This window comes from Arthrobacter globiformis NBRC 12137, assembly GCF_000238915.1.
Lineage (GTDB): Bacteria > Actinomycetota > Actinomycetes > Actinomycetales > Micrococcaceae > Arthrobacter > Arthrobacter globiformis.
Map to the genome: position 1 here is coordinate 1 of NZ_BAEG01000069.1, position 19,422 is coordinate 19,422.

The following is a 19,422-nucleotide window of genomic DNA, read 5'->3' on the forward strand; positions in this document are numbered from 1 at the left end:
CCCGGCAGACCATACGTCCATGCCGGCCGGCCACCACGCCATGACCACCACACCCCACACCACCGCACCAGCGGCACCACCACTCGACCACCCACCCGGCATCCTGCTCACACTGCTCTTCACCACCGCAGCCCTGACCTTCCTCATCCTCCTCGCCCGCCGGACCACAACCACCCACCACACAGCCACCAAACACTCCACCCGCACCGAACACGCCCTCGAAGCCCTCAGCGCCACCACCATGGCCCTCATGTTCGCCACCATGACCGCATAAGCTCAGCAGAGCCAGATACGACGACGGCGGCACCCTTTCGGGTGCCGCCGTTTTGGGTGCCGGGTTCCTACACCGTCACCGCAGGCCGTGGTTGTGCGCCAGGGCGATGGCCTCGGTGCGTGAGCCGACGTCGAGCTTCTTGAACAGGTTCCGCACATGGAACTTGACCGTATTCTCGCTGATGCCCATCGCTGAGGCGATGGTGCGGTTGCGGTTTCCGGCGGCGAGGTGCTGGAGCACTTCGAGTTCCCGGGCGGCAAGGTTCCATCCGGCGACATCCCCGGCGGGGCGTGTCGGCAGGTCCAGGGGGAGCGAGACGAAGACGTCCGCACCCCAGCCCGGCATGACGTCCATCCGCAGCTGGCCGGTGAGTGCCTGGACCCGGCGGTCCAGGCGGCTGATGCTCGGCGCATCGGCGGCAAGTGCACCGCGGCCGTCGTCGCGCACGTTGATCAGCAGGTTTTCGCCGTCGCAGTCCCACTGCGTCCGGATTCTGCTGACCTCAGGTTGTTCCATCATGGCCAGCACAAGTCCGCGGACGACTGCCCTTGCCGCGTGGGCAACTTCGCCGGGGAGGGCCCGTCCATTCAGCGGCGGTTCGATGAACTCGGCCTCAATGCCGCTGTAGCTGGTGAGCGGTCGCAGGTCCTCCCGCAGGCGTTCGAAGGCTTTGGCGACCGGTTCTTCCACCAGGTCGGTCGTGCGGTCGCTGAGGGTACGGAGCTTGACCAGGGCCTTGGCGGTGAGGTCAGTGACGGTTGTGCGGGCTACTGCATTGTCCAACTGGGACGAGCGCAGCGCTGCCAGGAGGGTCTCCAGGGTGGTGGAGTGCAGGTCGGTCAGTTCCGCCGTCACACGGATGCGTTCAGCCGAGGCCGCCCGGGATTCCAGCAGGTACGACGGCGGCGCATCGGCCACTTTCTCCTGGATCCGCTTGGCAGCAAGGTTCCAGAGATACCTCACCAGGTCCAGCTCGGCGTTATGGCCGGGATCGGCGGGCTGGGGATCGGTGATGACGAGGAGGGCCTGGCTGGAGGCGTGTTTCAGGGCCAGGGCGGCCCGGGGTCGGCCGGCAAGCTCGGCCTCCCCGAACCAGGGGGTCTCATCCGAAAGGGTGGCCCGAAGCGCGTCAAGCTCGGCGATGGAAACCCGGGAGATGATTTCTTCCGCACCTGCCTTCTTCTGCGGCCGCCCCGTGCAGTCTTCGGTGAAGATCACCAGTGCGCTGCTGCCAAGGTAGGGAAGCAGCGCATCACGTAGGCGCTCCGCTATCTGGGTCAGGGGAGCATCGGCTACTGCTGCCACGGAATGCAGCAGCGGCCATGGCAGGTCTGAAACGGGCATGGTGGACGCCTTGATGGGCTGGTCGGTGGCTGCGCTCATTGGAACAGTTTACGGCCGCCCAGTCCGAAAGTGTAGTAAAAACCGTCAGAAAACAGTGTTACCCCTACCCATTTGTTTCGGGAGTATGGGTGTCAACCGGAAAAGCATCCGTTCGGCCGCCGCAGGCCGACGAACCGAATCAAAGGGGATCAATTGTGAATCCGACAGCAACCGCGACGCTTATCACAGACAGCACCACAACACTCGACTGGACGTCCGAGGACCAGCGGGCAGTGGACACACTCCGCGTTTTGGCCGCCGACGCCGTGGAGAAGGTGGGCAACGGCCACCCCGGCACCGCCATGAGCCTGGCTCCGGCCGCTTACCTGCTGTTCCAGAAGCTGATGCGCCACGACCCGCGCGACCCGGAATGGATCGGCCGTGACCGCTTCATCCTCTCCCCCGGGCACTCCTCCCTGACGCTGTACAGCCAGCTGTTCTTCTCCGGCTACGGCCTGGAACTGAAGGACCTTCAGGCGCTGCGCACGTGGGGCGCGCTGACCCCCGGCCACCCCGAATACAAGCACACCCCGGGCGTGGAAATCACCACCGGCCCGCTGGGCCAGGGCCTGGCCTCCTCGGTCGGCTTCGCCTACTCCCAGCGCCGCCTGCGCGGCCTGTTCGACGCCGATGCTCCCGCCGGCGAGAGCCCGTTCGACCACACCATTTGGGTCATCGCTTCCGACGGCGACATCCAGGAAGGCGTGACCTCTGAGGCTTCGTCCCTGGCCGGGCACCAGGAGCTCGGCAACCTCGTGGTCATCTACGACGAGAACCACATCTCCATCGAAGACGACACTGACATCGCCTTCACCGAGGACGTCCTGAAGCGGTACGAAGCCTACGGCTGGCACACCCAGCGCGTGGACTGGACCGAGACCGGCGAATACGTCGAAGACGTCCAGGAGCTCTACTCGGCGCTGCTGGCTGCCAAGGCAGAGACCTCCAAGCCGTCCATCATCTCGCTTCGCACCATCATCGGCTACCCGGCCCCGAAGAAGCAGAACACCGGCAAGATCCACGGTTCAGCCCTCGGCGCCGATGAAGTGGCAGCACTGAAGAACGTCCTCGGCTTCGACCCCGCCAAGTCCTTCGAGGTAGACGAGGACGTGCTGGCCCACGCCCGCCGGGTCGTGGATCGCGGCGCGGCCGCCCGCAGGGAATGGGAAGAGTCCTTCGCCGCCTGGCAGTCCGCCAACCCCGAGGCCGCTGCCCTGCTGGAGCGCGTCGAGGCCCGCCGGCTGCCCGCCGAACTCGAGGCTGCCCTGCCGGTCTTCGAAGCAGGCAAGGACGTGTCCACCCGCGCCGCGTCCGGTAAGGTCCTGAACGCCATCGGCCCGGTCATGCCGGAACTCTGGGGCGGCTCGGCTGACCTCGCAGAGTCCAACAACACCACGATCGAGGGTTCGCCGTCGTTCATCCCGGCTTCCCGCTCCACTGAAGCGTGGAAGGGCAACCCCTACGGCCGCGTCCTGCACTTCGGTATCCGCGAGCACGCCGCAGCCTCGATCGTGAACGGCATCTCCCTGCACGGCAAGACCCGCGCATTCTCCGGTACGTTCCTGATCTTCAGCGACTACCAGAAGCCGGCCATCCGCCTCGGCGCCCTGATGGGTGTCCCGTCCATCTATGTGTGGTCGCACGACTCGATCGGCCTCGGCGAGGACGGCCCCACCCACCAGCCGGTGGAACAGCTCGCCACCCTCCGTGCGATCGTCGGCCTGGACGTCGTCCGCCCGGCCGACGCCAACGAAGTTGGCATCGCGTGGAAGACCATCCTGGAGAACCACGAGAACCCGGCCGGCATCGTCCTGACCCGCCAGAACGTCCCGACGTTCGCCCGCGGCGGGGGCGCCGCCGAGGGCGACACCTTCGCTTCCCCGGCCGGAGTGGCCAAGGGCGGCTATGTGCTGGCCGAGGCATCCAAGGACGGCAAGACCGTGGATGCGCAGGTCATCCTGATCGCCACCGGCTCGGAAGTCCAGCTGGCCGTCCAGGCCCGCGAAGCCCTCCAGTCCGAAGGCATCGCCGCCCGCGTGGTGTCCATGCCGTGCGTCGAGTGGTTCAACAAGCAGGACGCCGCCTACCGCGAGGCTGTCCTGCCGGCAGCGGTCAAGGCCCGCGTCTCTGTCGAAGCAGGTCTTGCCCTGGGCTGGAAGGAATTTGTCGGCGACGCCGGCCGCTCCGTCAGCCTTGAGCACTATGGTGCCTCGGCAGACTACAAGCGCCTGTTCCAGGAGTTCGGCATCACCGCGGAAGCAGTCGCTGCCGCCGCCAAGGACTCCCTCGCCGCCGCGGGCAACTAATTCCCACCTGCGCTGCGGCCGGTGCCGCGGGACGGCCCCCACGGGCGTCCCGCGGCACTGCAAACTGTCATCATTTTTCGAAGGAAGTAGCAGAAGCCATGACCAACGCAACACCCACCGCACAGCTTTCCGACGCCGGTTTGTCCATCTGGCTGGACGACCTCTCCCGGGAGCGGCTCGACAGCGGCAGCCTGCAGAAGCTCATCGACCAAAAGAACGTCGTCGGCGTGACCACCAACCCGTCCATCTTCCAGGCCGCGATCACCTCCGGCACCGACTACGACGCAAAGATCGCCGAACTCGCGGCGCAGGGCGCCGGCGTCGAGGAGACGATCTTCGAGATCACGACGGCGGACGTCGCCGACGCCTGCGACCTCTTCGCCCCGATCGCCGCCGCCACCAACGGCGTCGACGGCCGCGTCTCCATCGAGGTTGACCCGCGCCTGGCCTGGGACACCGCAGGCACGATCGCCGAAGCCAAGAACCTCTACAAAAAGGTCGACAAGGACAACGTCCTGATCAAGATCCCGGCCACGATTGAAGGGCTGGAAGCCATCACCGCCGTGCTGGCGGAAGGCATCAGCGTCAACGTGACCCTGATCTTCTCCCTCGAGCGCTACCGGGCCGTCATCAACGCCTTCCAGGCCGGCCTGAAGCAGGCTCTGGACAACGGCCACGACCTCTCCAAGATCCACTCCGTCGCGTCGTTCTTCGTCTCCCGCGTGGACACCGAAATCGACAAGCGCCTGGATGCGATCGGCACCGACGCAGCCAAGGCACTCAAGGGCAAGGCCGGCGTTGCCAACGCCCGCCTCGCGTACCAGGTCTACGAAGAGCTCTTCTCCACCGAACGCTGGGCAGTGCTGGCCGAGGCCGGCGCGCGCCCCCAGCGCCCGCTGTGGGCTTCCACCGGTGTGAAGGACCCGGCCTACCCGGACACCCTTTACGTCACCGAACTCGTTGCCGCCGGCATCGTGAACACCATGCCGGAGAAGACCCTGGACGCCACGTTCGACCACGGCGTGGTCACCGGCGACACCATCACCGGCACTTACCGGGAAGCGAACACCGTCCTCAACGCCCTCGAGAACCTCGGCATCTCCTACAACAACGTCGTCGCCCTCCTGGAATCCGAAGGCCTGGACAAGTTTGTTGCCAGCTGGAAGGAACTGCTGGCCGACGTCAACGGCGCCCTCTCCACCGCACGGAAGGCCTCCTAGACATCATGTCCATTTCACCCCTGAATTGCTGTATCAACCCCAGCATCCTCTCGGCCGACTTCGTCAACCTTGAAGCTGAGTTGGCCCGCATCAGCAACGCCGACGCCGTGCACGTGGATGTCATGGACAACCACTTCGTGCCGAACCTGACCATTGGTCTGCCCGTCGTCGAGCGGATCCAGAAGGTCAGCCCCGTGCCGCTGGACGCGCACCTGATGATTTCCAATGCCGACCGCTGGGCGCCCCAGTTCGCTGACGCCGGCCTGAGCTCGGTGACCTTCCACGTCGAGGCGTCCGACGCCCCTATCAAGCTCGCCCGCGAGCTTCGCGCACGCGGGTCCAAGGCAGGCATGGCACTGCGCCCGGCCACGCCGATGGAACCATACCTGGACATGCTCCCCGAACTGGACATGTTGCTGATCATGACGGTCGAACCGGGCTTTGGCGGCCAGGCATTCCTGGACGTCATGCTGCCCAAGATCCGCCGCGCCCGCGCCGCGGTTGACGGCTCCGGAGTTGACGTCGCCATCCAGGTCGACGGCGGCATCACGGAAGAAACCATCATCCGCGCCGCCGAGGCCGGCGCCAACGTCTTCGTCGCCGGATCGGCCGTGTACGGCAAGCCGTCACCTGAGGACGCCATTGAGTCGCTGCGGGCAAAGGGCCAACTCGCCTTCGGCCCAACAGCATCGCGCCCCAACAACGTCGTATTCCAGCAAGCCTGAAGGACCACTCATGCGCGTTCACATCGCAACCGACCACGCCGGCATGGAGCTGAGCTCCCACCTCATCACGGCACTGTCAGCCAGCGGCTACGAGATGGTTGACCACGGGCCGGCCACCTACGACGCCGAGGACGACTACCCGGCCTTCTGCATCAACGCCGCCACCGCCGTCGTCGCAGACCAGGCCGCGGGCGTCGATGCCCTCGGGATCGTGCTGGGCGGCTCGGGCAACGGCGAGCAGATCTCCGCGAACAAGGTCAAGGGCGTGCGTGCTGCGCTGGCTTGGAACCTGGACACCGCAAAACTGGCCCGTCAGCACAACAACGCCAACGTCGTCGCAGTTGGCGGGCGCCAGCACACCGTTGAAGAGGCCACCGAACTGATCAAGGCATTCCTGGCCGAACCATTCACCAATGCCGAACGCCACGAGCGCCGCATCGGCAAGATTGCCACTTATGAGTCCACCGGCGAGGTTGCCGAGTAATTCGGCGCTTCACCCAGACATCCGGAGCAAGGAGTCAGCATGCCCATTGCAACCCCAGAGATCTATGCCGAGATGATCGACCGTGCCAAGAAGGGCGGCTTCGCGTTCCCGGCCGTGAACGTCACCTCTTCGCAGACGCTGAACGCGGCGCTGCGTGGTTTCGCGGAGGCGGAGTCTGACGGCATTGTGCAGGTTTCCACCGGCGGTGCGGCGTACTGGTCCGGTGCCTCGACGAAGGACATGGTTGCCGGGTCGCTGGGCTTCGCGGCGTTTGCCCGTGAGGTGGCCAAGAACTACAACGTGAACATCGCCCTGCACACGGACCACTGCCCGAAGGACAAGCTGGACGGTTTCGTGCTGCCGCTGCTGGCGGCTTCGGAGGCGGAGGTCAAGGCCGGCCGGAACCCGATCTTCAACTCGCACATGTGGGACGGCTCGGCCGAGACGCTGCAGGAAAACCTGCGGATCGCCCGTGAGCTGCTGGACCGGACCGCTGCCGCCAAGATCATCCTCGAGGTTGAGATCGGCACGGTCGGCGGCGAGGAGGACGGCGTCGAGAACGAGATCAACGAGAAGCTGTACACCACGGTCGAAGACGCCCTGGCCACGGTGGAGGCGCTGGGTTCGGGGGAGAACGGCCGCTACATCACGGCGCTGACGTTCGGCAATGTGCATGGCGTGTACAAGCCGGGCGGGGTGAAGCTGCGTCCGGAGATCCTGAAGGACATCCAGGCCCAGGTCGGGGCGAAGATCGGCAAGGACAGCCCGTTCGACCTGGTGTTCCACGGCGGTTCGGGTTCCTCGGACCAGGAGATCGCGGACGCCGTGTCCTACGGCACGATCAAGATGAACATCGACACGGACACCCAGTACGCGTACACGCGTCCGGTGGCGGACCACATGTTCCGCAACTACGACGGTGTCCTGAAGGTCGACGGCGAGGTGGGCAACAAGAAGACCTACGATCCCCGCGTCTGGGGCGCCTCCGCCGAGGCCGGCCTCGCCGCACGGATTGTGGAAGCAACCCAGCAGCTCGGCTCCGCCGGCAAGACCCTCTAGCCAATTACCACCACTACACGTTGAAAGTGATCACATGAGCACTGAACCATCATCAGCCACTGTGCGCCGCGGAGCCGGGGCTGCGTACCGGGTCCATCTAGGCACCGACCATGCGGGTCTTGAATTGAGCCGTTCGCTGCAACAGGAACTGACCAGCCTGGGGTATGACGTGGTGGACCACGGGCCGACGGCGTACGACGCCGAGGACGACTATCCGGCTTTCTGCATCGGCGCCGCCGAGGGCGTCGCCCGCGACATCAACGACAACCGGCCAAGCCTCGGCATCGTCATCGGCGGCGCCGGCAACGGTGAACAGATCGCGGCGAACAAGGTCAGGGGCATCCGCGCCGCTTTGGTCTGGAACGAGTCAACTGCGCGGTTGGCCCGGCAGCACAACGACGCGAACGTCATCGCCCTCGGCGCCCGCGAACACACACCGGAAGAATGCCTCAAATTCGCGGCCCTTTTCCTCCAGGAGCCCTTCACCCATGACTCCCGGCACAAACGCCGCATAGCGCAGATCGCGGACTACGAAACCTGCCTCACCCCGCTGGCATGCGAGATCAGCAGAAGGGACGCCCTGGCGCGCATCAGCGTCAGCGCATGAAACGTCCCGCCTTGCGCGCGAATCTCCACGCTGGCCCCGCTAAGCAGGCCCCAGCCGTCAATGCGCTTCGCCCTCACCACACGTAATCCCCGCCGGTGATTTCGACGACGGAGCTCTACGACCAGGCCATAACCGCCGTCGGGCTCTAATTCCACGGAATCTTTCTACAAATATCGCCAGTTCATGGGGCTGTAGAACCCCTTATCTGTACAAGAACTCCGGAGGAACTATGCCGGGCGGTGCGTGGCGATCAGTCCGCTGGCCATCCGCCGGGCGCGGCGGGCCGAGAGCCTGTCACCCTCGGCGGCGGCGATGATCGAACCCTTCATGAGGATGTGCCAGGAGAGGGCGAACGCCTCGGAGTCCTCCAGGCCCGCTTCGTCCGCCAAAAGCCGTACCTGATGGCGGATTCGGGCCAGATACTCAATGCTGGCCCGCCCCAGCGGATGCGTGGCCCCCATTTCCAGCAGCACCTTCACGAAGGAACAGGCTTCGAAGTCATCCTCCTGGAACCACTGGTCGTACACATCGAAGATGGCCAGCAGCTGGTCTTCGGGGTTGTCTGCCCTGCTCTTGGCTTCCGGGACCACCGATCCCATCATCCACAGCTCGTCCCGGCGCTTCAAAAAGGCCAACGCCACGTCGTCCTTCGACGGGAAATGCCGGTAGAACGTCGACTTGGCAACTCCCGAGGCGCGGATCAGCTCGTCGACGCCGACGTCACGGATTCCGCGGTGGGAGAACAATTGGTAGGCGGTGACCACAATACGGGTGCGGACGTCATCAGGATCTTCAAGGTTGTCTCTGACTGGCCTCATGCCTGCAAATTCTACCTCTGGCATGCAATATTCCGACGGGAATACGGCATGCAAATGCCCGGCCGGCTACCCCGGCCGGGCATTTGCGGTTCATGGTTGCGGCCGGTGCTTAGCCCCTCCTGCCCGGCTGAACGGCATCGGCATCGGCAGCAGCTCCGTCGATCGGAGCTGCGGCCGTGGCCTGTGCGGCGGCGAGGCGGACCTGCCTGGTCTTCGGTCCGAAGATTGCAAGAAGCGCGGCTCCGAACAGCCATGTTCCGGCGATAAAGATGAAGACACTTTGGTAGCCGCTGCTGTTGTACAACGCCGCGATGATTAAGGGGCCCGCCGCATTGGAGAGCCGGCCGAGGCCGTAGGAGATGCCGGTGCCCATGCTTCGCCCGGTCGTATCGAACAGTTCCGGTGAGTAGGCGTAGCCAAGGGCGGTGTAACCGCGTTCGAACAGGTTGACGAGGAAGCCGAACACGACGATCAGGACGGGGTTGAACGTCAGCCCGTAGAAGAGGCCGCAAACCGCGATGACGGAGCCGAAGGCCACAAGGCACCATTTCCGTTCAAAACGGTCAGTCACGAGGGATGCGAGGTACGAGCCCAGCGGCGCGCCGACGGTGGTCAGGGCAACATAGAAGAGGGAGTTCTCAACGCTGAAGCCCTCCTTGGCCAGGAGCGTCGGCGCCCAGCTGGAGTATCCGAAGAACCCGATGGTCTGTGTCACCCAGAGAACCGTGAGCAGGGCCGTTGGTGCCAGGTACCTTTTCTGCAGCAGCAGTTTCAGCGGTGCCTTGACTGCTGCGGGGGCTTCGACCGGGGCGGCCGGTTCAGGGAGGAGTCCCTTCTCTGCCGTTACGCGCGCCTCAATCTCGTCCAGAATGGCCGCGGCCTTGGCGAACTCGCCTTTGCTCTCGTACCAGCGCGGGGATTCCTTGAGGTGTCCCGTGAAGAGGATGAAGAGGATGCCCAGCGCACCCCATAAATACACCAGCCGCCAGGTCCAGTCCGCCAAGGGGACCACCATGCTGGCGATGAGGTTGGTGGCGGGCGTGCCGCAAATGCCGATGACTATGGCATAGGCCTGGAATTTGCCGCGCTTGGCCGCCGGGAACATCTCATTGACATAGATGACAGCCACCACGGTCATGGCAGAAAGCCCCGCCGAGGTCAGGACGCGGAAGACGCCCAATGACACGATGTCCCACGAGAACACGGCTGCGAACGAGAAAGCGGAGAACCACAGAGTTGTGATGACCAGTGCCTTCTTGCGTCCCCAGCGGTCGGCCAGCCAGCTCGCAATGAGTGAACCGAAGAACATGCCGATGAAGGATGCGGACGTGACGTACGCGATCTGGTTGATGGAGACACCCCATAGCTTAATCAGCTTAGGGACCGTGGTGGCGAAGCTGTTGATGTCAGCGAATTCAAAGAAATACGCGAGCGACACTGCGACCAGGGTGATCTTGTGGAACCTGGAGATCGGTAACCGGTCCAGGCGGTTGGCGGCATTGGAGTGCATCATTGAAATCCTTTGGGGAGCGGGGGAACGGTGGCTGCCTAGGCTTCTTCGCCTGGCCAGTAGAGGCGCATCGGGTTGTCGACGAGCAGTTTGTGCTGCAGTTCCGGAGTGGAGGCTACGCGCGGGATGTAGTCGACCAGCAGCCCGTCGTCGGGCATGTGGTCCGTGAGGTTCGGGTGTGGCCAGTCGGTCCCCCAGAGCACGCGGTCGGGGAACTCCTCGACGACGGTCCGGCCGAAGGCGACGACGTCGCCGTAGGGTGCCGGTTCGCCGTCGAGGGCCGGCGGGCCTGAAATGCTCAGGCGTTCGGGGCAGCTGACCTTGACCCAGACATCGTTCTGCTCGACGAAGTGCAGGAACCTGCTGAACTCAGGGCCCGACGGCGGCTTGGTCACGTCCGGGCGTCCCATATGGTCCACCACCAATGGCACGGGCAGCGAGCGGAAGAAACCTTGCAGCTCCTCCAGTTCGGTGCCCTCGAAGTAGACCACCACGTGCCAGCCAAACGGGGTGATCCGGCGGGCGATCTCCGCGAGTTCCTCCTTGGGGGCACTGTTGACGAGACGCTTGAGGAAGTTGAACCGGACTCCGCGGACGCCGGCGTCGTCCAGCCTGCGGAGTTCGGCGTCAGCAACATCCGGGCGGACGGTGGCGACCCCGCGGGCCCCGTTCCCGGCGGCCTGTACCGCATCGACCATGGCCCTGTTGTCGGCGCCGTGGCAGGTGGCCTGGACAATGACGTTGCGGCTGACGCCGAGCTGGTCGCGGAGGGCAAACAGCTGTTCCTTGCCGGCGTCGCAGGGCGTGTACTTCCGTTCAGGAGCAAAAGGAAACTCGGATCCGGGGCCGAAAACGTGGCAATGGGCGTCCACGGCACCGGCCGGCAGCTGGAAGCGGGGTTTGGAGGGGTTGCTGTACCAGTCCAGCCAGCCGGGGGACTTGGTGAAGGTTGTGGTACTCATTGGTTCTCCTGGCCAGTTCAGTCGGTGTACCGGAGTCCGGCGGCGGTGAGGCGTTCGCGCATGGAGTAGATGTCCAGGCCGAGTTCGCCGGCGGCGAGCCGCTGGCGTTTGTTTTCTTCATTGTCCTCGCGGGTGCGGGCGGCGGCCGCAACTTCAGCCGCGCGGGCGGCGGGAACCACGACGACGCCGTCGACGTCGCCGATCACCACGTCGCCGGGGTTCACGAGGGCGTTCGCGCAAACAACCGGAACGTTGACCGAACCAACGGTGGCCTTCACGGTGCCTTTGGAGTTGATGGCGCGGCTGAAGACGGGGAAGTCCATTTCCTGGAGGGTTTCCACGTCGCGGCAGCCGCCGTCGATGATGAGCCCTTCGGCGCCCTGGGCGCGGAGCGAGGTGGCGAGGAGGTCGCCGAAGAAGCCGTCCTCGGATTCGGTGGTGCAGGCGGCCACGACCACGTCGCCGGGCTGGACCTGTTCGGCGGCGACGTGCAGCATCCAGTTGTCGCCGGGCTGCAGGAGGACGGTGACGGCGGTGCCGCAGACTTTCGCGCCGGGGTAGACGGGCCGGATGTAGGGGCGCATCAGGCCGAGCCGGCCCATGGCCTCGTGGATGGTGCTGACGCCGAAGGCGGAGAGGGCTTTGACGTCGGCTTCGGTTGCGCGGGTGATGGTGCGGTGGACGACTCCGAGTTCATGCATGGGTCTGTGCTCCTTTTGAAAGAGTGGTTAGCGGCCCTGCTGTTTGAGCAGTGCGTTGAGGCGGGGGTAGACGGTGCGGGCGTTGTGTTCCTGGATCCCGGCGCGGTCCGCCTCGTTGAGTCCGGCGGATTCGATGTAGCGGGCGGTGTCGTCGAAGTTGTGCCCGGTGCAGGGGTCGATGTCGCGGACGGCGCCGATCATCTCGGAGGCGAACAGGATGTTCCGCGTAGGGATGACGTCCAGGAGAAGGTCCAAGCCGGGCTGGTGGTAGACGCACGTGTCGAAGAAGACGTTGCCCAGCAGGTGCTCCTCGAGCGCGGGCTTCTTCAGGGCCATGGCCAGGCCGCGGAACCGTCCCCAGTGGTAGGGCACGGCGCCGCCGCCGTGGGGGATGACCAGCTTCAGTGTGGGGAAGTCTGCGAAGAGGTTGCCCTGGATGAGCTGCATGAAGGCGGTGGTGTCGGCGTTCAGGTAGTGCGCGCCGGTGGTGTGGAAGGCGGGGTTGATGCTGGTGCTGACGTGGACCATGCCCGGGATGTCGTATTCCACCATCTTTTCGTAGATGGGGTACCAGGAGCGGTCCGTCAGCGGCGGGGCGGTCCAGTGGCCGCCGGACGGGTCGGGGTTAAGGTTCAGCGCGACGGCGCCGTATTCCTCGACGCAGCGGGTGAGTTCGGGGATGCAGGTTGCGGGGTCGACACCGGGGGACTGCGGGAGCATCGCGGCGGGGACGAAGCGTTCGGGATAGAGCTGGCTGACGCGGTAGCAGAGCTCGTTGCAGATGGCTGCCCATTCGGCGGACGTTTCGAACCCGCCGACGTGGTGGGCCATGAAGGATGCCCGGGGTGAGAACACCGTGAGGTCGATGCAGCGTTCGTTCATGAGCCGCAGCTGGTTCTGCTCGATGCTTTCCCGGAGTTCGTCGTCGGAGATCTTCAGCTCGGACGGCCGGGGTGCCCGGGACGGGTCCTTGAGGCCGGCGATCTGCCGGTCTCGCCATTCGGCGAGTGCCGGCGGGGCCGTGGTGTAGTGGCCGTGGATATCGATAATCACTGTTTTTGCTCCTTGGGCGCTGATGCCGGGAAAGAGGGGTCCGCAGGGTTCCAGAGGTGTGCCGGGACCATCACGTTCCCGGCCATGATGAGGCGGGCGGTGCGCAGCAGGGCGGATTTCTCCACCCGGGCGGGATCCGCAGGGTCGGCGGAGTTAAGGCCCAGCTGGACGGTGAATTCCCCGCCCGGGTGCTCCACGGAGACGGTGCGGGATGCGCCGCCGGAGACGGTGGCGACGGCGTACGCAACGGTGCCGTCGAGGACGCAGGCAGTGGCGGCGGTGACTGCCGCGAGCACGCCAATCGATTCGTGGCAGACGTGCGGGATGAAGCTGCGGGTGTTGATCGTCCCGCCGTTGATGGGCGGGGATACCAGGGTCATCTTCGGGTAGTTTTTCGCGGTCACGTCGCCCAGGCCCATGAGGTCCCCGCAGCTGATCCGAAGGGCCTCGAGCCGGTCCTTGAGCTCCCGGTCCTTGTTCAGCTCCGCAGCGGTTTCCTGGCCGGTGCGGTAGAGGTCGGCCGCGCTGACGATGACCAGGGGCATGCCGTTGTCGATGCAGGTCACCTCAACCGGCCCGAACCCTGGGATGGTCACGGTATCCCGGACATTGTCCGTGGGCAGCAAGGAATGGCAGATGGAACCGGCGGTGTCGAGGAAGTTTATTTCGACGGCGGCCGCGGCGCCGGGAACGCCGTCGATCCGCGCGTCCCCGGCGTACTCGACGTACCGGCCGGAGTCATCCAACGGTGTTGGCACGCTGATCTCGGCGACCATGTTGGTGTTCAGGGTGAGGACGCGCGCGGTGGTGATGTCGCCGTCGGGGGTTAGTATCCCCGACTCAATGGCGAACGGCACCACCGCGGCCAGCATGTTGCCGCAGTTGGGGGTGGTGTCCACGGTGTCCCTGTCGGGCTGGAGCTGTGCGAACAGGAACTCGAGGTCGACGCCGGGCCTGCTGCTGCGGGCGACAATCCCGGCCTTGCTGGTGAGCGGGTGCGCCCCGCCCAGCCCGTCAATCTGCCGCGGATCCGGGGAACCCATGGCGGCCAGGAGGATGGCGTCGCGGGCGGGAAGATACTGCGGCAGGTCACGTGCCCGGAAGAACGGACCCCGGGAGGTTCCTCCGCGCATGAACCAGCACGGGATCGCCAACTGACTGCCGGCCCGGCGCGGACCCGGCGGTGCCGTAGCTGACGCCGAGGCCGCTACAGCGGTGAGTGAGTGAGGGGACACGTTGTTTCTCCTGTGGGCGGGGCGGAGTTGGACGGGATTAGTGCGCGGGAACGGCGACCGGCGGGGTGCCGTGGGTGTGGAAGGATTCGATGGTTTTCATGCCCCACGCCTGGCCTTTGGCCCGGTCGGCCTCGGTCCACTCGACCGTCTTCCAGTCCGGGGCCAGGATCATCCGGGCTCCGGAGTTGCAGAACTCGATCCGATTTCCACCGGGCTCGTAGACGTACAGGAAGAATGTCTGCTGGATGGCGTGTTTGTGCGGTCCGGACTCGATGTGGATGCCGTTCTCCAGGAAGATGTCTGCTGCCTTGAGGATGTCCTCGCGGGTGTCGGTGGCGAAGGCGATGTGGTGCAGGCGGCCGTTGCTGCCGGTCCAGTCCTCGCTGTAGACCAGGTCGTAACTCTTGTTCGTGAAGGTGAACCACTGGGCTCCGAGCTTGCCGCTGTTGAGGCGGATCTGCTCGGTGGCCCGGCCGCCCAGGGCTTCGGCGGCAAAGCTGCCGTTGAGCGTGACGTCCGCGGCCAGGAAGTTCACGTGGTCCAGCCGGCGGGCATTGACGCCGACGCCGGGAAACCGGGAGGCCTGGTTCTTCAGCGCCGGGCGGGACTCCTCGGTGGGGACGTGCCACTCGGTTTCGTAGTAGATATCCATCGGGTGGCCGTCCGGGTCAGTGAACGCATACGTCGATCCGAGGCCAGGGCCGCCGTCGTGCCATCCGATGCCGTGCCCGCTCGCCTTGATCGCCGCGACCCGGCGCTGCAGCGCCGCCTCGCTGGAGGCGCGCAGCGCCACCTTGCCAACGCCCGACGTCGGGGCCGCCGTGAGTTTGATGGTGTGGTGCTCGTAATCGTCCCAGGCGTGGAGGAACACGGAGTCGCCGTCGCGGGCCACTTCACGCATGGCCAGGAGGTCGGTGAAGAACCACAGGCTCTTCTCGAATTCGGGTGTCAGGAGTTCGACGTGGCCCAGGTGCGCCACGTCGTGAGAGGCGTCGTTCATTTGCTGTCCTTTGTCAGGTCGGGGGAGGGCGTCCGCCGAACGACGCCGTTGCATTCGAGTGAACCAGCTCTCATCCATGATTGTCAACAATTTAGTGAACACAATCGTTTGCCGCGGGAATGAACTAACCTAGAGAGAAATTGCTAACAATGCTGCGGCGGTCAGTGCCGCCGGAAGGTGGCGACACGTGGAGACCCTTGACGGAGCGCCGGACCGGACTATGACGGCCGCCGAACTGGCTGATCTGCTGCGCACTGCCATTGTGAATGGTGAGCTAGTACCCAACCAGCGGTTGGTTGAGGCTGACCTTGCTGCCGAGTACGGGGCCAGTAGGGGGAACGTCCGGGTGGCGCTATCGGAGCTGAGCGTCGAGGGCCTGGTGGAGCGCGTTCAGAACCGCGGTGCCAGGGTGCGGGCGGTATCTGTCGACGAGGCAGTGGAAATCACCGAGGTGCGCGCGGCGCTGGAGGCGCTCTGCGCGCGGAAGGCCGCCGAGCGGATCACTGACGACCAGGCCGCCGAGCTTCAGCAGCTGGCGGAGAGCATGAAGGATGCCGTTGAGCGTGGCGACCGGGAATCCTACTCCGAGGGCAACCAGGCGCTCCACGCCCGTCTTATTGAAATCAGCGCCCAACAGACAGCTGCGGCAACGATCCAGCGTCTCCGCGGCCAGGCTGTGCGCTTCCAGTTCCGGCTCGCGCGCCAGCCCGGTCGGCCGGCGGTGTCCCTCCCGCAGCATCTCGCAATTATTGATGCAGTCTGTGCTCATGATTCCGACGCCGCTGCGGAGGCGATGCGGGTGCACCTCGAGAGCGTTGCTGACGTCATCCGGTCCACCAACCCCTAGTTTCCCAGGCGCTACCGCCCTGCCGAGGCCGCTTTCCGCCGCATCCACGCGGCTGGAGGCGGTCTCTTCCCTTGTCCGGTTATTTAAATTGTTAACAATTTTATTGACGTGATTGTTGTCACCACCTACAGTGGGGACGGCCGCAAGGCTTTTCCCCTACTTGTCGAAAGGGCAGCAACGATGCTTCCTGAAGTTCTTCCTGATCGGACCCGGTCATCCGCCACGGTGGCGGCAACCGTCGTCGCCCTCTGCTGGCTGCTGGTCTTCTTTGACGGCCTGGACCTGTTCGTCTACGGCGCCGCCCTGCCGGACATGCTCGCCGACAAGGCTTTCGGCCTGTCTGCCGCGACGGCAGGCGATGTCGGCAGTGTCGCCACCTTCGGAATGCTGCTCGGGGCGCTCTCCGCCGGCTTGGCCACGGACCGGATTGGCCGCAAAGGGGTCCTGCTGCTGTGCTGCGTGCTCTTCTCCGTCGCGTCAGGTTTCTGCGCGCTCGCCCCGGATGTGACTCTGTTCGGCGCGGCCCGTCTGGTTGCGGGGCTTGGCCTGGGTGGCCTGCTTCCGACGGCGATTGCGCTGGTGGCCGAGTACGCACCGGACGGGCGCCGCAACCTGCTGATCGGTGTGCTCATGACCGCGCACCATGCGGGCGGCATCGCCGCTTCAACGTTGGGCATCTGGCTCCTGGAGGACTTCGGCTGGCGGACGGTGTTCTTCGTCGGCGTGGTTCCGTTGTTCGTCGCCGTGCCGTTCGTGGCCCGGTTCATGCCCGAATCGATGGCCTTCCTGGTGGCCAAGGGCCGCGCCGCAGCCGCTGAACGCCTCTCGCAGCGGTACAGCCTTCCCATTCCTGCTGCCGGTGAGGCCACAGGCGGCTCCGGCCGGAAAGCTGCCCTGGCGCAGCTCTTCAGCCGCGACCGCTGGCGGATCACCACACTGTTCTGGCTGACCTCCTTCGCCGGCCTGCTGCTGGTCTACGGCGTGAGCACCTGGCTGCCCGCGCTGATGCGCTCGGAAGGCTACAACCTCGGTTCCGCGCTGGCCTTCCTCCTGGTGATCAACGGCGGCGGCATCGCGGGCATGTTCATCGCCGGGCGGATCGCCGACAGGTTCGGCCCGGTGCGCGTGGCGATCATCTGGTTCGCCCTGACCGCGGCGGCCGTCTACTCCCTCGGGGCGCATCTGCCCCTGATTGCCACGTATGTCCTGGTGTTCGCGGCCGGGGTGTTTCTGTTCAGCGCGCAGACCATGGTGTACGCAGCCGTCGCCCACGTCTATCCCACGGCGAGCCGTGCCACAGCCATCGGCTGGACAACAGGAATTGGGCGTTTCGGGGCGGTCTTCGGCCCGTGGATGGGCGGCCAGCTATTCGCCGCCGGCAACCAGGGCTGGGGCTTCGGGATCTTTGCCCTGGCTGCGCTGGTGGCCACCGGAACGCTGCTGGTCTTGAAACTGGTACTGGCCCGCACTGGGTCATCGTCGGTGACGGACGCCGACGGCGTCATCCAGCCCGAGGCCATGAACGCCAACTGACGGGGGACTGCTCCGGCTAGGCCGTGGCTTCGTCTTCCAGGCTGGGGTCAGACTGCAGGGTGTGATCGACCTGGGCGGATTCGATGAGCTGCGTCATGGCAACGTGGATGTCCTCCGCCTGGGCGCGGGTGAGGCCGAGCTTGGCCAGCATGGTGCCGGGCACGCCCATCGCCTGGTCGCGGAGCGCGGTCCCTTCTGGGGTCAGTCCGACAGCAAGGGAGCGTTCATCTCCGGGAACGCGCCGGCGGGTGACATATCCCAGGGCCTCGAGCCTCTTGAGCAACGGGGAAAGGGTGGCCGGGACCAGGAGGAGGGCATCGCTGATTTCCTTGACTGAACGCGGGCTCTTCTCCCACAGTGCCAGCATCACCAGGTACTGCGGGTGAGTGAGGTTGAGCTCCTGCAGCACGGGCCGGTAGGCGCCGATGACGGTGCGCGAGGCGACAGCGAGGGCGAAGCAGAGCTGCCGCTCGAGCAGGAGGTCATCGTCGCTCCCTGGAGGGGAAGTCATGAAGCCATGATATCGAAGTGGCCGGTGGAGGCGGCTGACCGCCGCTCGGAGTCCCGGCGGAAGTTACGGGAACATGGCGAGGAAGAGGAATGCGGCGAACAGCACCAGGTGGATGGCCCCCTGCAGGCGGGTGGCGCGGCCGGGGACGACGGTGAGTGTTCCCACGATGACCGTCAGCAGGAACAGGACTATCTGCGTGCCGCCGAGCCCCAGCGTCAGCGGTCCCTGCAGCCAGATGCTGGCCACGGCGATGGCGGGAATCGTCAGGCCAATGCTGGCAATGGCTGAGCCGTAGGCCAGGTTGAGGCTGATCTGAATCCGGTTCCGCGATGCGGCCCGGGTGGCCGCGAGACCCTCCGGCAGCAGGACCAGGAGTGCGATGACCACGCCCACGAAGGACTCCGGGATCCCGGCGCGGCTCACGCCCGCTTCTATGACCGGGGATACGGTTTTGGCCAGTCCGACGACGGCGACCAGCGCCGCGCACAGCAGCGCAAGGCTTGTGTAGGTGGCCCGGTTGGTGGGGGTGGGGCCATGGAGGCCGTCTTCGCCGTCGTCGGCGGCCACGACGGGAAGGAAAAAGTGGCGGTGGCGCACGGTCTGGGTCAGCACGAACACGCCGTACAGCGCCAGGGAGGCCACGGCCGCGAAACCCAGCTGCAGGGGCGAAAACTCGGGTCCGGGCCGCGCCGATGTGAAGGTGGGCAGGACGAGCGTCAGCGTGGCGAGGGTGGTGACCACGGCCAGCGCCGCCCCGGCTCCCTCCGGATTGAACCGCGGAATGCCATACTTTCGGGCGCCCACCAGCAGGGCAACCCCCACGATGCCGTTGGCCGTGATCATGACGGCGGCGAAGACTGTGTCCCGTGCCAGCGAGTGGCTCCCTTCGCCGCCGGAGGCGATCAGGGTGACGATCAGGGCCACCTCGATGACGGTGACGGCGACCGCCAGCACAAGCGATCCGAAGGGCTCGCCGACGCGCTCGGCTACGACTTCGGCGTGATGCACAGCCGCCAGCACTACGCCAACCAGGACTACCGCGATGCCGGTGGCCAGCACCGGGCCGGGGGAAACTCCCCAGGTCACGGCCAGCATGATCAGGCCGACGACGGGAACGACGGCGGTCCAGGACGATCGGAGCCGGGCCAGCACAGCGCTATCTTCTCAGTGCTGGCCCTTCAGAGCTAGCCCTCT

Annotated in this window: 19 protein-coding genes; 9 read left to right on the top strand and 10 right to left on the bottom strand. The window is 65.6% G+C overall.

Annotation, left to right across the window (positions count from 1 at the left end; all coding sequences use genetic code 11):
- A partial coding sequence (locus tag ARGLB_RS12020) for a hypothetical protein (protein ID WP_043418987.1) occupies nucleotides 1–274 on the top strand: 274 nt, incomplete at its 5' end.
- A 75-nt stretch (nucleotides 275–349) separates the two neighbouring features.
- Here the strand turns inward: ARGLB_RS12020 and ARGLB_RS12025 are convergent.
- A complete protein-coding gene (locus ARGLB_RS12025; protein ID WP_003802783.1) occupies nucleotides 350–1,657 on the bottom strand; it encodes a helix-turn-helix transcriptional regulator in 1,308 nt (435 codons plus the stop codon).
- A gap of 155 nt (nucleotides 1,658–1,812) precedes the next feature.
- Here ARGLB_RS12025 and tkt point away from each other — a divergent pair, with 155 nt between their 5' ends.
- From tkt to ARGLB_RS12055, 6 genes are all read left to right on the top strand, one after another.
- Entirely contained in the window at nucleotides 1,813–3,963 is a 2,151-nt protein-coding gene (gene tkt, locus ARGLB_RS12030; RefSeq protein ID WP_003802785.1) for a transketolase, read from the top strand.
- Between the two features lie 98 nt (nucleotides 3,964–4,061).
- Nucleotides 4,062–5,183, top strand: coding sequence for a transaldolase (gene tal / locus ARGLB_RS12035; protein WP_003802788.1), 1,122 nt, complete (start codon nucleotides 4,062–4,064; stop codon nucleotides 5,181–5,183).
- Between the two features lie 5 nt (nucleotides 5,184–5,188).
- Nucleotides 5,189–5,908 (top strand): ribulose-phosphate 3-epimerase, encoded by a 720-nt coding sequence (rpe, locus tag ARGLB_RS12040; protein ID WP_003802790.1) that lies wholly within the window; start codon nucleotides 5,189–5,191, stop codon nucleotides 5,906–5,908.
- Nucleotides 5,909–5,918: 10 nt separating this feature from the next.
- A complete protein-coding gene (locus ARGLB_RS12045) occupies nucleotides 5,919–6,392 on the top strand; it encodes a ribose-5-phosphate isomerase (protein WP_003802792.1) in 474 nt (157 codons plus the stop codon).
- A 39-nt stretch (nucleotides 6,393–6,431) separates the two neighbouring features.
- A complete protein-coding gene (gene fbaA, locus ARGLB_RS12050; protein ID WP_003802794.1) occupies nucleotides 6,432–7,451 on the top strand; it encodes a class II fructose-bisphosphate aldolase in 1,020 nt (339 codons plus the stop codon).
- A 34-nt stretch (nucleotides 7,452–7,485) separates the two neighbouring features.
- Complete coding sequence (locus tag ARGLB_RS12055; RefSeq protein ID WP_003802797.1) at nucleotides 7,486–8,058, top strand: ribose-5-phosphate isomerase; 573 nt, start codon at nucleotides 7,486–7,488, stop codon at nucleotides 8,056–8,058.
- Nucleotides 8,059–8,285: 227 nt separating this feature from the next.
- Here ARGLB_RS12055 and ARGLB_RS12060 read toward each other — a convergent pair whose 3' ends face one another.
- The 7 genes from ARGLB_RS12060 to ARGLB_RS12090 form a co-directional block, all read right to left on the bottom strand.
- A complete protein-coding gene (locus ARGLB_RS12060) occupies nucleotides 8,286–8,876 on the bottom strand; it encodes a TetR/AcrR family transcriptional regulator (protein WP_003802799.1) in 591 nt (196 codons plus the stop codon).
- 109 nt (nucleotides 8,877–8,985) lie between these two features.
- Nucleotides 8,986–10,389, bottom strand: coding sequence for an MFS transporter (locus ARGLB_RS12065; protein WP_003802801.1), 1,404 nt, complete (start codon nucleotides 10,387–10,389; stop codon nucleotides 8,986–8,988).
- A gap of 35 nt (nucleotides 10,390–10,424) precedes the next feature.
- Nucleotides 10,425–11,348 carry an amidohydrolase family protein gene (locus ARGLB_RS12070; RefSeq protein ID WP_003802803.1) on the bottom strand — a complete coding sequence of 308 codons (924 nt, stop codon included), beginning with the start codon at nucleotides 11,346–11,348 and terminating at the stop codon, nucleotides 10,425–10,427.
- 17 nt (nucleotides 11,349–11,365) lie between these two features.
- A complete protein-coding gene (ligK, locus tag ARGLB_RS12075) occupies nucleotides 11,366–12,049 on the bottom strand; it encodes a 4-carboxy-4-hydroxy-2-oxoadipate aldolase/oxaloacetate decarboxylase (RefSeq protein WP_003802805.1) in 684 nt (227 codons plus the stop codon).
- 27 nt (nucleotides 12,050–12,076) lie between these two features.
- Nucleotides 12,077–13,102, bottom strand: coding sequence for an amidohydrolase family protein (locus ARGLB_RS12080; protein WP_003802808.1), 1,026 nt, complete (start codon nucleotides 13,100–13,102; stop codon nucleotides 12,077–12,079).
- Nucleotides 13,099–14,337 (bottom strand): 4-oxalomesaconate tautomerase, encoded by a 1,239-nt coding sequence (locus tag ARGLB_RS12085; protein WP_050934350.1) that lies wholly within the window; start codon nucleotides 14,335–14,337, stop codon nucleotides 13,099–13,101. The genes ARGLB_RS12080 and ARGLB_RS12085 overlap by 4 nt, the downstream gene beginning before the upstream one ends.
- A 37-nt stretch (nucleotides 14,338–14,374) precedes the next feature.
- Nucleotides 14,375–15,337 (bottom strand): catechol 2,3-dioxygenase, encoded by a 963-nt coding sequence (locus ARGLB_RS12090; RefSeq protein ID WP_003802812.1) that lies wholly within the window; start codon nucleotides 15,335–15,337, stop codon nucleotides 14,375–14,377.
- A 187-nt stretch (nucleotides 15,338–15,524) separates the two neighbouring features.
- Between ARGLB_RS12090 and ARGLB_RS12095 the strand changes: the two genes are divergently transcribed.
- Complete coding sequence (locus tag ARGLB_RS12095; protein WP_003802814.1) at nucleotides 15,525–16,184, top strand: GntR family transcriptional regulator; 660 nt, start codon at nucleotides 15,525–15,527, stop codon at nucleotides 16,182–16,184.
- Between the two features lie 180 nt (nucleotides 16,185–16,364).
- Nucleotides 16,365–17,717, top strand: coding sequence for an MFS transporter (locus ARGLB_RS12100; protein WP_050934351.1), 1,353 nt, complete (start codon nucleotides 16,365–16,367; stop codon nucleotides 17,715–17,717).
- Nucleotides 17,718–17,733: 16 nt separating this feature from the next.
- On the opposite strand, the gene ARGLB_RS12105 is transcribed toward ARGLB_RS12100, so the two are convergent.
- A complete protein-coding gene (locus tag ARGLB_RS12105; RefSeq protein WP_003802818.1) occupies nucleotides 17,734–18,228 on the bottom strand; it encodes a MarR family winged helix-turn-helix transcriptional regulator in 495 nt (164 codons plus the stop codon).
- 63 nt (nucleotides 18,229–18,291) lie between these two features.
- Complete coding sequence (locus ARGLB_RS12110; protein ID WP_003802820.1) at nucleotides 18,292–19,380, bottom strand: calcium:cation antiporter; 1,089 nt, start codon at nucleotides 19,378–19,380, stop codon at nucleotides 18,292–18,294.
- Nucleotides 19,381–19,422: the final 42 nt, after the last annotated feature.